Annotated in this window: 19 protein-coding genes and 1 tRNA gene; 9 read left to right on the forward strand and 11 right to left on the reverse strand. The window is 34.6% G+C overall.

Translation table 11 applies throughout. The features are described 5' to 3' along the window. Nucleotides 1-31 precede the first annotated feature (31 nt). From ACP5P5_RS05050 to ACP5P5_RS05060, 3 genes are all read left to right on the forward strand, one after another. Nucleotides 32-115 (forward strand) — tRNA-Leu (locus ACP5P5_RS05050). A gap of 114 nt (nt 116-229) precedes the next feature. Beyond that, nucleotides 230-1,486: a DUF2130 domain-containing protein gene (locus ACP5P5_RS05055; RefSeq protein WP_428285017.1), complete on the forward strand. Its 1,257-nt coding sequence runs from the start codon at nt 230-232 to the stop codon at nt 1,484-1,486. A 12-nt stretch (nt 1,487-1,498) separates the two neighbouring features. Then, nucleotides 1,499-2,596 carry a hypothetical protein gene (locus ACP5P5_RS05060; protein ID WP_428285018.1) on the forward strand — a complete coding sequence of 366 codons (1,098 nt, stop codon included), beginning with the start codon at nt 1,499-1,501 and terminating at the stop codon, nt 2,594-2,596. Here the strand turns inward: ACP5P5_RS05060 and ACP5P5_RS05065 are convergent. Then, nucleotides 2,588-3,217, reverse strand: coding sequence for a 4'-phosphopantetheinyl transferase family protein (locus ACP5P5_RS05065; RefSeq protein ID WP_428285019.1), 630 nt, complete (start codon nt 3,215-3,217; stop codon nt 2,588-2,590). The two genes, ACP5P5_RS05060 and ACP5P5_RS05065, sit on opposite strands and share 9 nt — an antisense overlap. 128 nt (nt 3,218-3,345) lie before the next feature. On the opposite strand from ACP5P5_RS05065, the gene dcd reads away from it, so the two are divergent. Next, nucleotides 3,346-3,882, forward strand: a complete 537-nt coding sequence (gene dcd / locus ACP5P5_RS05070; protein ID WP_428285020.1) for a dCTP deaminase — start codon at nt 3,346-3,348, stop codon at nt 3,880-3,882. On the opposite strand, the gene ACP5P5_RS05075 is transcribed toward dcd, so the two are convergent. Together ACP5P5_RS05075 and ACP5P5_RS05080 are read right to left on the reverse strand one after the other, a co-directional pair. Beyond that, nucleotides 3,879-4,352, reverse strand: a complete 474-nt coding sequence (locus ACP5P5_RS05075; RefSeq protein WP_428285021.1) for a TspO/MBR family protein — start codon at nt 4,350-4,352, stop codon at nt 3,879-3,881. The two genes, dcd and ACP5P5_RS05075, sit on opposite strands and share 4 nt — an antisense overlap. Next, complete coding sequence (locus ACP5P5_RS05080; protein ID WP_428285022.1) at nt 4,339-5,427, reverse strand: DUF3810 domain-containing protein; 1,089 nt, start codon at nt 5,425-5,427, stop codon at nt 4,339-4,341. Before ACP5P5_RS05080 ends, ACP5P5_RS05075 begins: the two co-directional genes overlap by 14 nt. Before the next feature lie 90 nt (nt 5,428-5,517). Between ACP5P5_RS05080 and ACP5P5_RS05085 the strand changes: the two genes are divergently transcribed. From ACP5P5_RS05085 to plsX, 3 genes are all read left to right on the forward strand, one after another. Beyond that, entirely contained in the window at nt 5,518-6,060 is a 543-nt protein-coding gene (locus tag ACP5P5_RS05085; protein ID WP_428285023.1) for a YceD family protein, read from the forward strand. A gap of 28 nt (nt 6,061-6,088) precedes the next feature. Then, nucleotides 6,089-6,283 (forward strand): 50S ribosomal protein L32, encoded by a 195-nt coding sequence (rpmF, locus tag ACP5P5_RS05090; RefSeq protein WP_111293097.1) that lies wholly within the window; start codon nt 6,089-6,091, stop codon nt 6,281-6,283. Between the two features lie 227 nt (nt 6,284-6,510). Continuing rightward, nucleotides 6,511-7,482, forward strand: coding sequence for a phosphate acyltransferase PlsX (plsX, locus tag ACP5P5_RS05095; RefSeq protein WP_428285024.1), 972 nt, complete (start codon nt 6,511-6,513; stop codon nt 7,480-7,482). 7 nt (nt 7,483-7,489) lie between these two features. On the opposite strand, the gene ACP5P5_RS05100 is transcribed toward plsX, so the two are convergent. Continuing rightward, nucleotides 7,490-8,566, reverse strand: coding sequence for a mechanosensitive ion channel family protein (locus tag ACP5P5_RS05100; protein ID WP_428285025.1), 1,077 nt, complete (start codon nt 8,564-8,566; stop codon nt 7,490-7,492). Nucleotides 8,567-8,681: 115 nt separating this feature from the next. Next, nucleotides 8,682-9,311, reverse strand: a complete 630-nt coding sequence (locus ACP5P5_RS05105; RefSeq protein WP_428285026.1) for a WbqC family protein — start codon at nt 9,309-9,311, stop codon at nt 8,682-8,684. A 250-nt stretch (nt 9,312-9,561) separates the two neighbouring features. Here ACP5P5_RS05105 and ACP5P5_RS05110 point away from each other — a divergent pair, with 250 nt between their 5' ends. Next, complete coding sequence (locus ACP5P5_RS05110; RefSeq protein WP_428285027.1) at nt 9,562-10,011, forward strand: LEA type 2 family protein; 450 nt, start codon at nt 9,562-9,564, stop codon at nt 10,009-10,011. Between the two features lie 35 nt (nt 10,012-10,046). Here the strand turns inward: ACP5P5_RS05110 and ACP5P5_RS05115 are convergent, their stop codons facing one another. Both ACP5P5_RS05115 and pyrE read right to left on the reverse strand, forming a co-directional pair. Continuing rightward, nucleotides 10,047-10,460 carry a heavy-metal-associated domain-containing protein gene (locus ACP5P5_RS05115; RefSeq protein ID WP_428285028.1) on the reverse strand — a complete coding sequence of 138 codons (414 nt, stop codon included), beginning with the start codon at nt 10,458-10,460 and terminating at the stop codon, nt 10,047-10,049. 27 nt (nt 10,461-10,487) lie between these two features. Next, nucleotides 10,488-11,126, reverse strand: a complete 639-nt coding sequence (gene pyrE / locus ACP5P5_RS05120; protein ID WP_428285029.1) for an orotate phosphoribosyltransferase — start codon at nt 11,124-11,126, stop codon at nt 10,488-10,490. Nucleotides 11,127-11,244: 118 nt separating this feature from the next. Between pyrE and ACP5P5_RS05125 the strand changes: the two genes are divergently transcribed. Beyond that, nucleotides 11,245-11,664, forward strand: a complete 420-nt coding sequence (locus ACP5P5_RS05125; protein ID WP_428285030.1) for an NUDIX hydrolase — start codon at nt 11,245-11,247, stop codon at nt 11,662-11,664. Here the strand turns inward: ACP5P5_RS05125 and ACP5P5_RS05130 are convergent. The 4 genes from ACP5P5_RS05130 to pyrR are packed head-to-tail and all read right to left on the reverse strand — an operon-like array spanning nt 11,661 to nt 14,096. After that, entirely contained in the window at nt 11,661-12,092 is a 432-nt protein-coding gene (locus tag ACP5P5_RS05130) for a hotdog fold thioesterase (protein WP_428285031.1), read from the reverse strand. The two genes, ACP5P5_RS05125 and ACP5P5_RS05130, sit on opposite strands and share 4 nt — an antisense overlap. Further along, nucleotides 12,089-12,568 carry a pantetheine-phosphate adenylyltransferase gene (gene coaD, locus ACP5P5_RS05135; RefSeq protein ID WP_428285032.1) on the reverse strand — a complete coding sequence of 160 codons (480 nt, stop codon included), beginning with the start codon at nt 12,566-12,568 and terminating at the stop codon, nt 12,089-12,091. Before coaD ends, ACP5P5_RS05130 begins: the two co-directional genes overlap by 4 nt. A gap of 45 nt (nt 12,569-12,613) precedes the next feature. Further along, nucleotides 12,614-13,540 carry an aspartate carbamoyltransferase catalytic subunit gene (locus tag ACP5P5_RS05140; RefSeq protein WP_428285033.1) on the reverse strand — a complete coding sequence of 309 codons (927 nt, stop codon included), beginning with the start codon at nt 13,538-13,540 and terminating at the stop codon, nt 12,614-12,616. Between the two features lie 28 nt (nt 13,541-13,568). Then, the gene (pyrR, locus tag ACP5P5_RS05145) at nt 13,569-14,096 is read right to left on the reverse strand and encodes a bifunctional pyr operon transcriptional regulator/uracil phosphoribosyltransferase PyrR (RefSeq protein ID WP_428285034.1); all 528 of its coding nucleotides are present in this window, start codon (nt 14,094-14,096) and stop codon (nt 13,569-13,571) included. Nucleotides 14,097-14,105 lie beyond the last annotated feature (9 nt).

Raw genomic sequence — 14,105 nt, forward strand, 5'->3', positions numbered from 1 at the left:
ATTTATTTATTTTTGTTGGAAGATAGTGCATGCGGAGGTGGCGAAATTGGTAGACGCACTACTTTGAGGTGGTAGCGCCTTAACGGGCGTGGGAGTTCGAATCTCCTCTTCCGCACTTAGCTAACCATTGTTGTATAAACAATGGTTTTTTATGTTTATGCAATAATATCTACGGTGTGCTGCCACATGCATTTATAGTACATTTGTTTAAAATCAAAATATTAGTTGTATGTCCTCATTTATTCTAACATGTCCTAAGTGTAATCATCAATTTGAACCCGGCGATACCATTAGAGAAGAAATTCAAAATGAATTGAGAAAAAAAATGGTGGAATGGCAAAAAGGAAAGGATGAAGAATATAAATTAAAAGAAGGGCAACTGCTAAAACAGTTGGAAAATAATGAAATCGAATTTAATAATAAGCTATTGCAGGAAAAACAAAAGCTGCAAACCGAACTGGAAAAACAAATTCAGCAGCGCATTAATGCCGACTTTGAAGCTAAATTACAAATACTGCAAAAGAATGAAGCTGATTTTAGAGAGAAGTTAAAAACTGCTCAAGAAAAAGAATTGCAGTTTTTACAAAAAGAACAATTGTTACAACAAAAAGAAGAAGAATTGGAATTAACGCTACAACGAAAATTATTAACGGAAAGAGAAAAGCTAAAACAGGAAGTATTGCAAGTTGAACAAGAAAAAATGACACTTAAGGAAGAACAATACCAACTGCGAATGAAAGAACTGGAGAAGCAAATTGAAGATCAAAAAAAACTGGTGGATGAAATGAAACGAAAGGCCGAACAAGGCTCCATGCAATTACAAGGCGAAGTACAGGAATTATTGTTAGAAGAATTGTTACGCAGCACCTTCCCTTTTGATATTGTAAGCGAAGTTGGAAAAGGAATAAAAGGAGCAGATTGTATACAAACCGTTCGCAATGCACTTGCACAAACCTGCGGTACCATTATTTATGAAAGTAAACGCACAAAAGACTTTAACAAAGAATGGATTGAAAAAATAAAAGTTGATATGCGTAATCTTGGTGCGGATGTTGCTGTTTTGGTTACCCAGGCAATGCCAAAAGAAATGGAACATTTTGGCGAAAAAGATGGCGTTTACATTTGTTCATTTTCAGAAGTTAGAAGTTTATCTGCGCTTTTGCGTAATGCACTTATAAAAATTTCGGAAGCGAAAAAAAGCCAGGAAAATAAAGGTGAAAAAATGACAATGTTGTATGATTACCTTACCGGTGCGGAATTTAAAGAACAATGGAATGCCATTAGCGAAGGATTCATGCAATTAAAACTATCTATTCAACAGGAAAGAATTGCTATGGAAAAACTATGGAAAGCAAGAGAAAAACAATTGGAAAAAGTATTACTAAATGCTGCTCATATTAAAGGTTCCGTTGAAGGCATTGCAGGTAGCGATACAGTAAATTTGAATTTAATGCATGATGAATCAAACCTGTTTTTACCTGATTAATCCATACCCATTATGTTAACCGATTCTACTACATCGTTTAATGTTTATAAACCAAGCCGTAAAAAGCCTATTTATCCCATTAATGCTGAATTAAGGCATTACCTAATGCGCTTTGGGCGTGAATTGCAATTGCCCACTTTGTATAGCGATTTAACCAGATTTATTTATACCGTACCAATTAAAGACGACAATAACCATGATACGTTTTGGGAAAGTGCCATTTATGATATGCGCGATTTGGAATTTTTAAAAGAAAACTTAGTAAAAAATTATGCCATATTAAAGACCAAAGGCGATTTTAGTTTTATTAATCACTTAGATGTAGCCGGCATCGACTTTTGTTATTTCGGCAATAGCCAACCGTTTAGAATTAAAATCATTAATAAATTTAACGACAATCAAGATCACTACTATATTAAACAAGCAGATGCCAGCCGGGTATATGGTTTAGAATTAGAACACTTATTATCACCCAACCGAATTACATATTTCACTTCTAAAAACACATTAATTGAAGAACATATTCCCGGCATACCCGGCGATAAATTCATTGACCAATACTTACACGTACCCGATTTAAATGCAGTAAGGCTTGCAAAAGAGTTTGTAAAATTCAATGAGCGTTGCTTTACGCACTTATTAGGCGATATGCGCAGCTACAACTTTGTGGTAAACATTACACCCGATATTGAAGGTTACCAGTATCGTATTCGGGCTATTGACTTTGATCAGCAATCCTATGAAGGAAGAAAAAACTTATATCTGCCTCAATTTTTTAAAGAAAACAATCCTTTTGTAGCATTGGTAAGCAAATACTTGAATCAAGAATCCATAGCACAGTATCAAGCAGAAGAAAAAACATTAATGGCATTCAGATTATCATCTGCCAAATATCGAATAAAAGAATTGTTAGATATTATGTGTAACGATGAAATTTCAAAACCGGAGAAGGTTTTACAATTAAAACAAGAATTGAGTAATCACTTTCATCAATCGGTATTCTTAAAAGCCAATACAATGGGCCAAATAGTTAAGACGCAACTAAAACAAAATTTGCGAAAAAGTTTATCCTTAATTCCTAAGCAGGCAACGCCCGGTAAATTACACTAACGTAGGGGTATTTACCCATACTAAACACAAGTCGGGCAATAATTCATAATGCAATTCCAAAGGTTGCTGTATACCATTTTTTCTAAAACATCCTTTTAAAGTTTGCGATGAAGCATCCATTTGTTCAATTCGAAGCATGGTTTTAAAATCAATTTTTCCTAATCCCCACCACTTAAACATGGCTTCTTTTGCATTCCATAATAATGTGGTAGTAGCCATTAAATCGCCACCGTAACGCAAAAACTGATATTCTTCTTTATGCAAAAACTTGGTACTGATATTCACAATTTTTTGCTGCGGTTTCTCAATATCAATGCCAACCCGTTCATTTTTACTAACAATTGCGGCAACGTAATCGCCACAATGCGAAATGGAAAAATGGTATTGCTCATCGGGCAAATAAGGTTTACGGGTACTGGCAATTAAAATTTCATCATAAGGAAAATCTTCAAACAAATAAGGCAACAAATAACGACCGGCAGCATGTTGCAACTGCTTATGCGGATGAGTTATGGTTTTTTGAATGGGTACTTTAGTTAAAAAAAATGATAAGGGTTCTGTAATATGCCAAATGGCTAAACGAGTGTTTTGGTTAATATTTTGTTGATAAAACAGTGGCATATATTTTAGAATGCTACATTTTGCACAATTCCGAATTATATTGCAGTGTGCATGGTACAAAGGTAACATTATGCCATGTGTAAGCAATGAAATATGTTTAACTAACCTACTTAACTATTTATCAGGCCATGATTTTATCTGACATACGCATTTTAGAAGAAATGGAGAAAGGCACTATAAAAATTACGCCCTTTTCGCGCAATTGCTTAGGAAGTAACAGCTACGATGTGCATTTGGGAAGCACTTTAGCTACTTACAAAAATCATATTTTAGATGCAAAGCAACACAACACCATAGAGTATTTTGAAATACCCGATGAGGGTTTTGTTTTATACCCACATGTTTTTTATTTGGGGGTTACCGCTGAATATACAGAAACACATGCACATGTGCCATTTTTAGAAGGCAAATCATCAACCGGACGTTTGGGTATTGACATTCATGCCACAGCGGGTAAGGGCGATGTTGGTTTTTGTGGTAATTGGACGTTGGAAATATCGGTAAAGCAGCCTGTAAAAATATACAAGGGCATGCCTATTGGCCAACTTATTTATTTTCCGGTAGAAGGTGAAATTGCTATCAAATACAATCAAAAAGCCAATGCGAAATATAGCCATCAACCCAACAAGCCTATTGAAAGTATGATGTGGAAAAATCAGTTTTAATTTATAATATATATTGCAGCATTTAAAATGGTAGCAAAACTTACCCATGCCAAATAAGGTATTAGTAACCAAGCCGCCCATTTTTGTACTTTAAATGCATAAACAATAGTGAGCAAAATAAATAACCAAATCATTAAAATTTCGGCTAAAGCCCACCCTACGTGGTGTAAATAAAAAAATATAAACGACCAGGCAATATTTAATATAAATTGAATAACAAAGGCGGATATAGCATATTGTTTATAGTTAGATTTTTTGCTATTCCACAATAAATAGAATGATACGCCCATGGATAAATATAGAAAAGTCCATACAGGTGCAAACAAATAATTAGGAGGATTAAATACCGGCTTTTGCAATAAAACATACCAGGTTTTAATTTGAGGAGCGGTTACTAAACCACCGGCAGAACCCAAGGCTAAAATAACAATAACCGATATCAGTAATTTTAATCCATTAAATTTTCCCATATTTTTTTTGATAAGCAATTAATAAGCCAACTACCTGATTATAACTATCAATGCCATTGGTTTGTTGATTTACTCTTAAATAAATATCGTACAAATTCATGATTTGAGGGGCAATATTATTGTCCTCACGCCTAAAAAATAAATTGATTTGTTTAAAATCATATTTCACCAAAGTATCTAATGCCGGACTTTTATCAGGAAAAGTGTTTCGCTGTAACAGTTCACTAAAAACATATTTATACAACTCACTATAGCAAGAATAAACCACGTATGGATGTGTAGATGTCTTTCCCACAATAAAACCCACAAAATTGGCCTCTTCTTCCCCTGCATAACCAATTTGGTGTGCAATTTCATGCAAAACAGTAAAGGGTATTAAAATGCGGGGAAGATTATTCCGCACCTGTGCTTCCCCGGTAAATGGATTATAATAACCACCCCAACCAAAGTATTTTGCCCAAGGTGAAAATAAACTGCTTTTTATGCTAGGAAAAGCATATTTAAGAAAAGGGTACTGTTGGGCACTTTGCAAATAATCGGTAACAGCTTGTTGGTACAAATATTTTAAAGCAGGTTTAGGTAATGTTGTATCTGCAGAAACTTGTTTGCGCCAATAATTTAATTGAACAGCCAAACTATCGCGCAATGTGCATAATTCTTCTGTACTATAAGGCTGAACCTGCAAGTTTAACTGTTCAGCAATACCCTGCCTATGATAGTTCAAGCCCCACCCTAACATGAACCATATATATATAACTAGCACAATTTTGACAAAAAGGATGATGCGTTTAGTTAATAGCTTCCAATTCCGGGTAAAAATGTATTTCAGTAGTTTAATTACCCATACCAAACACCAAACACCCACAATAAAATACAATATATCACCTGCACTAAAGGGAATCCAACCCAACAAAGCCCTCAATATTTGTGCATAAAACTTATAAAAGGCACAACTGTAAAACCGCTCAATGAATGGTGGAAATAAAGTAATTAATTGAATAAACCCAACTAATAACAATAAGGTAAGCCAAACCCAAATTTGTCTTTTTTGGTTAAATTTTATGTTTAATTTCATATTGTAAACCTTTTTGAATAAAAGTGCAGGAATAAATTCCTTTGCTCTTTCAATTCAAAACTGTACCTTTGCCCACCCTAAAATAAAACCATGAGCCATAACAGAGAATTTGAGATAGCTTTTGTAGGGTTAAAGCCCGGGGTTCATGTGTTTGAATTTAAGGTGGAAGATAAGTTCTTTGCAGCTTACGGACATCAGGAATTTTCAAAGTGTAATGCCGATATTAAACTAAGCCTTGATAAAAAAAATGGCTTTATGCAACTAAAGTTTGATATTGACGGAACAGTTGAAATTCAGTGTGACAGATGTAGGAACCCCCTTACCAAAATACTCTGGGATGAATTTAACATGGTAATTAAAATGGTAGAGGAACCCAACATTATGAACGAACAGGAAGATGATCCGGATGTGTTTTACATAGGAAAAAATGAAAGCCATATTCAGATAGCCGATTGGATATATGAATTCATTAACTTATGTTTACCCATGCAAAATATGTGTAACCCCGATGAATATGGTGGGCCACTTTGCAACAAAGCTGTTCTAGAACAGTTAAAAAAAATGGAAGAACAAACCAGTCAAAATCCGAACCCATTGTGGAAAGGATTGGATAAATTAAAAGGTTTAGAATAAATTTTTTTGAAAGTATAAATTTAAGGTTATGCCTAATCCGAAACGCAGACATTCACAGCAACGCAGTGCTAAAAGAAGAACACATTACCTGGCTGAAACTGTTACATTAAGTAAAGACAGTACAACCGGTGAAACACATGTACGCCATCGTGCACATGTAAGTGAAGGTAAATTGTATTACAAAGGAAAGTTAGTAGCTGAAAAAGCACCTTTAAAGGCCTAATTTTCGTTTTTATATTTTTCACACTGCTATTTGTTTTCTAACGAATAGCAGCTTTTTTTGTTTTTATCAATACCTTTACCGAGTAGGTATTGATTTTCCTACAACTATATTGTTAAATAAGTTTTGGATAGCATGTATTTTACTTATTTTCTCCCCTATTTTTACAAATGAAAATGGTAAAACACATTTAATTAAAACAGCATTGTTGAGCTATTAAACAAAAAAAAATGAACATAGGAATAGATGTAATGGGAGGCGATTTTGCACCCTTAGAAGCCATAAAAGGTATTCATGAATATTTAACATCTAACCATTTTCCCAATAGTAAACAAGTTACAATTACAGCTATAGGTAACCATTCGGCTATTGAAGGGTTGTTACAAAAGTACCAATTAACCCATATTCCTATTTTGCATGCTGAAGAAGTAATTGGTTATAATGAACATCCCACCAAAGCATTAAAAGAAAAACCCAAAAGTTCTATTGCTATTGGTTTTCATTTATTAGCTACTCAAAAAATTGATGCTTTTATTAGTGCCGGGAATACCGGTGCTATGTTAGTGGGTGCATTATTTAGTATTAAGGCCATTGAAGGCGTAATTCGGCCAACCATTGCAACAATATTACCTAAATTAAGTGGTAATACCGGATTATTGTTAGATGTAGGTTTAAACGCCGACTGTAAACCCGAACATTTAGAACAATTTGCCGTTTTAGGTAGTTTATATGCACAACACATTTTGCACATATCCAATCCCAAAGTGGGGCTTTTAAATGTTGGTGAAGAAGAAGGAAAAGGAAACATTTTGGCTCAATCTACTTTCCCATTATTAAAAAACAATGCTCAAATTCATTTTAGTGGTAATATGGAAGGCCGCGATTTATTCAATGACAAAGCCGATGTAATTGTTTGTGATGGCTTTACCGGCAATGTGGTTTTAAAACTAGCAGAAAGCTTTTATGATATAGCCCACCAAAGAAATTTTCACAATGATAACTATATACAGCGTTTTCATTATGAAAATTATGGTGGAACCCCTGTATTAGGGGTAGCTAAGCCAGTGATTATTGGCCATGGCATTAGCAATGCCAAAGCCTTTGCCAACATGATTGATGTTGCCGAAAAAATGATAGAAACTGAACTTTGTAAAAAAATTGAACAAAGTTTTCAGAACCAAAAAGCAGTAAGTACAGAATAAACCTGACTTAATTTACGGGCAAATTCAAGTTAGGATTGGCGTTTCCTGCCAAATAAATGGTTTGCGATGGGTATGCAAACTCAATTCCACTTTGTTCAAACGCTTCAAAAAGGGAAAGATTAATGGCTTGAACGGTATTCATGTACAAAACATAATCGGGACTTTCTATATAAAAAACGTATTCGAACAAAATAGCAAAATCACCGAACGTTTTAAGGTGCGCTCTGTCAAAAGTGGCTCCTGCAGCAGTAATAATTTGTTTTAAAATGCCAGGAATAGCTTCTAAATATTGCTTAGAGGTTTGGTAGGTAACTCCAATGCTGTTCACTACACGCCTACGTTCCATCCGCTTAAAATTATGAATGGTAGATTTTACTAATTCAGCATTGGGCATTACCAATTGTTGGCCATCCAAACTTCTTAAATGAGAAGTTTTAATACCAATCCTTTCAATAATCCCACTGGTAGTTCCTACAACTATAAAATCGCCTATTTCAAAAGGTTTATCAAAAAATATCACTAAATAGCTGAATAAATCGCTTAAAATATTTTGAGCAGCCAGTGCAATGGCAATGCCGCCCACCCCTAATCCGGCAATAATTGTGGTAACATTATAACCAAGATTGTCGAGTAACATGATAAAACCGCCCCCCCAAATCAATACTTTCACCAATAGAAGTAGACTATTTAATTGTTTAATACGAATAGGCGGTTCATTTTTAAGGTGCATATACAACAAAACCAAGCTGTGCATTAAATAATTGATTAAGCGAACCGCGTAGTAAATGGTTATTACAGAAAGTGCCGCGGATAAAACATGCAGTAACTTTTGAGATAAATTAAGGGTAGTGATAATGGAATAATTAACAAACAAATACAGATAAGGAATAACGAATTTTTCGGCTGCTACTACTAATTGGTCATCAAACTGATTGTTGGTTTTGCCGGTTAAATGCTGCAAATAACGAATAAGGTATTTTTTAAAAAATTTAAGCATTACCCACACCAATAACATCCATCCCAGTACAATTACATAGTCTAAAACCTTATTATCACCAATCATTTTCTGTAAAAAAGGTTGCATAAAAAGCCATTTAGAATTAAAAAAATACCAAACCCATGAAGCAATGCTTTTACAATTGCCCCAATAAAAATTGTAAGCGTTGTGTTATTCCAAGTTTAGAAATGTTACCAACCCTTTATAGTTTTTGCAGCAAAATATGTAATGCATTAGGACCCTCACAACACAATAAATCAATACAACTCAAATTTTTTTGAAAGCCAATTTTGGTTTCAAAAACTTGGGTATAACGAACAGGATTTTGTATTTGCTGAAAGTTTTTAGGGTTATACCTGTTCCGGTCATCTTGTACAAAATTAGGGTATTGAGGTAAAAATGTTTCAGTAAACGACAAATTGACAGCAAGTTTTAAACTTTTTAAAACCCATTGAAGGGTAGCCAAATTCAATTCAAACAGGGAGGGAAAAGGGGTGAAAATAATTTCTTTTAAAGAGGGCGCATAATATTCAAAAAAAGGGGAACGGTTATAATTGGTAACCAGGGTACGCCAATGAGTAAGTTGCCACCTACTAGAGTAATCAATTTTTATGTCACTAAAAAAAGCTTTTTGATCACGTCCTTTTTGAATGGGTACGGTTAATCCCATAACACCATTAGCACCAACCAACATGCAACGATTGCGAAAACTTATTTTTTGCCAGCTATCGCATTGTTCAATTTTTACATTTGAAAATTTAACTAAAGTTTTAAGTGATTCAACGTTTATAAAATATTGATTATCAATTAATAATGATTTTAAATTATCCATTTTTAAATAATTCTTTCAAAAGTTAAAAAATCGTTCGAAATGAGTAAAATTATTTAGCTTTTAAATTTCAATAAAATTTTATAATTAACTTATAATCAATTAATTATTGTATTTAATTAAAGCTAATTATTTTGGTTGTCAAATCAGGACTAAAATTTTACAAAAAACCTAAATTGTTTAGCAACAAATTTACGGTAATTTTAAGTAGCTTTTTGTAAGCCGGAATTTTTAATTACTTTTCAGAAAAAAAATGGTGTTTAAAAAAGCTTTGCCCCTATTTGCCCTAATAGGAATATTAATGGCTTGCAATAAACCTCAGGCATTTGTTTTTAGAAGTATTGATCAAGTAGAGGTACAACCGTTATCAAAAGATTCGGTCAATGTAAAGGTGGATTTAGCATTTTCTAACCCAAACGGGTTTGCGGTGAATTTGAAAAAAGTGGTGGGAACGGTTTTACTAAATGGAGATTGGGTGGGCGAATATCATTTGGATACTTTAATGAAAATTGACAAAAAGTCAGAATTTACAATACCCACAGCTTTAAGAATTTCCAAGTCGGTATTTTATAAAAATGCATTGAACAGCCTATTTCAAAAGTCGGTTGAGTTACAAGTAAAGGGATACTGTAAAGTGGGCAAATCAGGAATCTTTATACATGTACCATTCGATTATAAAGGACAACAACATTTGCCTTTATAACCGAATGGATACAAAATATTTAGCTTTTAGAAGCTTTATTGCATGGGTGGAATATGGCAAGGCTTCCCCTTTTGTGGACCGCCACCATCTTCAGCTCTTTTACAAATGGGGGGCAATTTTTTATAAGCATCGGGTTCTGCTTTTTCATCATCTGCATCAAAACCGGCATTATTAAGGGCAGTTTTAATGTCATCTACTGAAACACGGTCAGGTACATATTGAATGCGAATTTCGCCTGCCAATAAGTTAATTTTCCATTGTACCATCCCCTTCTGCATACTGGCATTATTTTCAACAATCAAGTATTTTTCCAGCCGCTCTTTACACTCCCAACACCTTAAATTATCTGATTTAATGGTTACCCACTGAGGCCGGGCCGACATTACTTGGCTTTGAGCATACTGTGCTGCAAACGCAAATACGATAATTAATACCCATTTTTTCATCATAAAATGCCATTTAAGTGTGTAATTCTATTACTTATTTTGACCCCATTTATCGGGAGCATTACACCAATTTAATAATAATTCTTCGGTTGAAGCATCAACAATTTGTTTTTGAACAGCTAAATTGATTAAAACACTATAATTCGTTAATGTCTTAAAGGGAATTCCGGCCTCTTTGAACAATTGATCTGCAACGTCAAAACCATAGGTAAATAGAGAAACCAAACCTATTACTTCCATACCGGCTTGCTGTAATACTTTTACTACTGCTAAACTACTTTTTCCCGTTGAAATTAAATCTTCTATCACCACCACTTTCTTGCCGGGAAACACATTTCCTTCAATTTGATTACCTAAACCATGTTCTTTAGGTTTGGGGCGCACATAAAGGAAAGGAAGCTTTAACTGATCGGCTGCCATCGCACCCCAAGCAATTCCTGCCGTTGCTACGCCGGCAATTGCATCTGCATTTTCATATTCGGAAAACAACACATTGCATAGTTCACTCTTTATAAAATCGCGTTCATAAGGAAATGACAACACTTTTCTATTATCACAATAAATGGGACTTTTCCATCCACTAGCCCAGGTAAAGGGGTTTGAAGGATTAAGTTGAATTGCTTTAATTTGTAATAGCTTTTCGGCAACGGCTTGAGCATTGGCTTGCATAAAAAACAGTTTGCTTCTTCTTTAATGTTTCAAAATTTCACGCTAAATTAAGCTGCAAGGCAGAGTTGAATGCTGTAACTTGCAATATTATTATTCACATTCTATTAATATTACCAAAATGAAAAAGATTGTTATTGCCGGTGGTGGATTAATTACGAATGAAGATGGAGAAATATTAATGATTTTTCGCAGGAGTAAATGGGATTTACCTAAGGGTAAAAAGGAAGAAGATGAAACTATACAAACCTGCGTAATGCGTGAAATTCAAGAAGAAACCGGTTTACACCAGTTAACATTAGGTAACGAAATTGCTGTTACTGTACATGAATATGTGGATCCCTACTCAGGTAATGAAATTGAAAAACATACCCATTGGTTTTTAATGAAAGCTACTAAAGCAGAAAAACTAATACCGCAAGCTATTGAAGATATAAGTGAAGTAATTTGGGTAAAACCAAGTGATTTACATAATTACCTTCAACATACCTACCCATCTATTATTGAGGTATTAAAAAAGGCCGGTTATACAACCGCCTAATGCTTTTTGATAATAGCAACAGTTAATCGGCTTATGCAAATTAATTGATGCTTTTCATTAGTAATTCTTATGTCCCACACATGCGTAGTAGCACCAATGTGCAATGGTTGACACTTGGCGGTTACTATGCCTTGCTGAACAGCCTTAACATGATTGGCATTAATTTCTAAACCCATACAAAGTTGTTTTTCCGGATTTATAATTAATGCTGAAGCAACACTGCCAATGGTTTCAGCTAAGGCAGCTGATGCACCTCCATGTAAATATCCGTAAGGTTGTTTTGTAACATGGGTTACAGGCATGGTTGCCACTAGGTAATTGTTTCCAATTTCTGTAAACTGAATACCTAAAGCTTCACCCAAGGTATTTTTATTCAGTTCATTTAATTCATTCAATTCAATATGCTGCTTCCACCAAATTACACTCATATTTTTCTTTGTTGAAGGGTAGCAACTACTTCTTGCGGCAAAAAAGCATCGGCATTTCCGCCATTTTTTAAAATATCGCGAACAATGGTAGATGCCACTGAAGTATATTTAGGTTCACCGGTTAAAAAAATGGTTTCAATATTTCTATTCATGGTTCTATTGGCATCGGCAATTGATTTTTCGTATTCAAAATCGCTAACAAATCGAATACCCCTTAAAATAAAACGGGCACCGATTTTTTCGCAAAAATCAATCGTTAATCCTTCATAGCAAACACTTTCAACTTTAGGTTCATTACGAAATATGGCTTTGAACCAATCCATGCGTTGTTCTGCTGAAAACATGGGATTTTTAGCCGCATTAATACCAATACCTACATAAATTTTATCAAATAAAGGAAGGGCTCGGTTAATTATATCTACATGCCCTAATGTTACAGGATCGAATGTACCGGGGAACAAACAAATTCTATTCATCGTTATTTGTTTTAAACCAAGCAAACAGTAAATGTTTGTTCAGCATTAGTGATTATGAGGCGATAATAAATATAATGCCGCCATACGAACAGCTACTCCATTTTCAACCTGATGTAAAATAATAGAAAAAGGGCCATCAGCCACATCACTATCTAATTCCACACCTCTGTTAATTGGGCCGGGATGCATAATTACAATTTCTTTTCCTAAATTTTCCAACACTTCCCTGCGAATACCAAAACTTAAATTATACTCACGAAGTGAAGAGAATAAAGATTGATTTTGGCGTTCTAACTGAATACGAAGCACATTTGCAACATCGCACCATTGTAAAGCTTCCTTTACATGGTAAGTAACTTTTACGCCAAAGGCTTGTTGAATATAGGGGGGAATTAAAGTGGGCGGACCGGCCACCATTACCTCAGCTCCCATTTTATGCAGCAAATAAATATTACTTAAAGCTACCCTGCTGTGCATAATATCACCAATAATAGCCACTTTTAAACCTTTTAGACTACCGAATTTTTCTTGCATAGAAAAGGCATCTAACAAAGCCTGTGTTGGATGCTCATTTATTCCATCGCCTGCATTAATGATTGCAGCAGGAATGTGTTTTGACAAAAAATGAGGGGCTCCGCTGGCACTGTGTCGCATTACCACCATATCCACTTTCATACTTAGAATATTATTCACCGTATCTAAAAGTGTTTCACCTTTCGCTGCCGAAGAACCACTTGCAGTAAAATTAATGGTGTCTGCACTGAGTCGTTTCTCTGCTAATTCAAACGAAATACGTGTTCGGGTAGAATTTTCATAAAATAAATTAACCACAGTTACATCGCGTAATGAAGGAACTTTTTTAACCGGCCGTTGTAAAACTTCTTTGAACTGAACGGCAGTTTGTAAAATAAGTTCTATATCTTCTTTTTGAAGATCCTTAATACCAAGGAGATGTTTGGTAGATAGTGCCATTAAAAAGCGAAGATAATGTTTTCAATAATTAACTGTCTAATAATTCTACATATTCATTTCCGTCAGCTTCCTGCCAATGCACTTTTACTTTTTGGGAAACAATGGTATCAATAGCTCGGCCCACATAATCGGGTTGTATTGGAAATTCGCGACTGAATCTTCTATCAATTAAAACACATAAGGCTACTTTTGCCGGCCTTCCAAAATCAATTAATGCATCTAAGGCAGCCCGTATAGTGCGGCCGGTATATAATACATCATCAATTAAAATAACGTTTTTGTTTTCAATAGAAAATAACATGTCCGTTTTATTGGCAATGTGTAATGCTTTTCTTATGTCATCTCTATAAAAAGTAATATCTAATTTGCCATAATGAAAAGTATGACCGGGAATAAGTTGTTGCAAAACATCAACTATTTTGTCACTAAAAAATATGCCGCGTGGCTGCAAACCAATTAATACGGTATTATGCATGTCGGGATGGTCTTCTCGAATTTGGTAAGCCAACCGCTGCACCATAATTTGTAACTGTTGCTGATTAAGTATTGTTTTCAATCGTACTTA

This window comes from Hydrotalea sp. (genome assembly GCF_049968455.1).
Taxonomy (GTDB): Bacteria; Bacteroidota; Bacteroidia; order Chitinophagales; family Chitinophagaceae; genus Hydrotalea.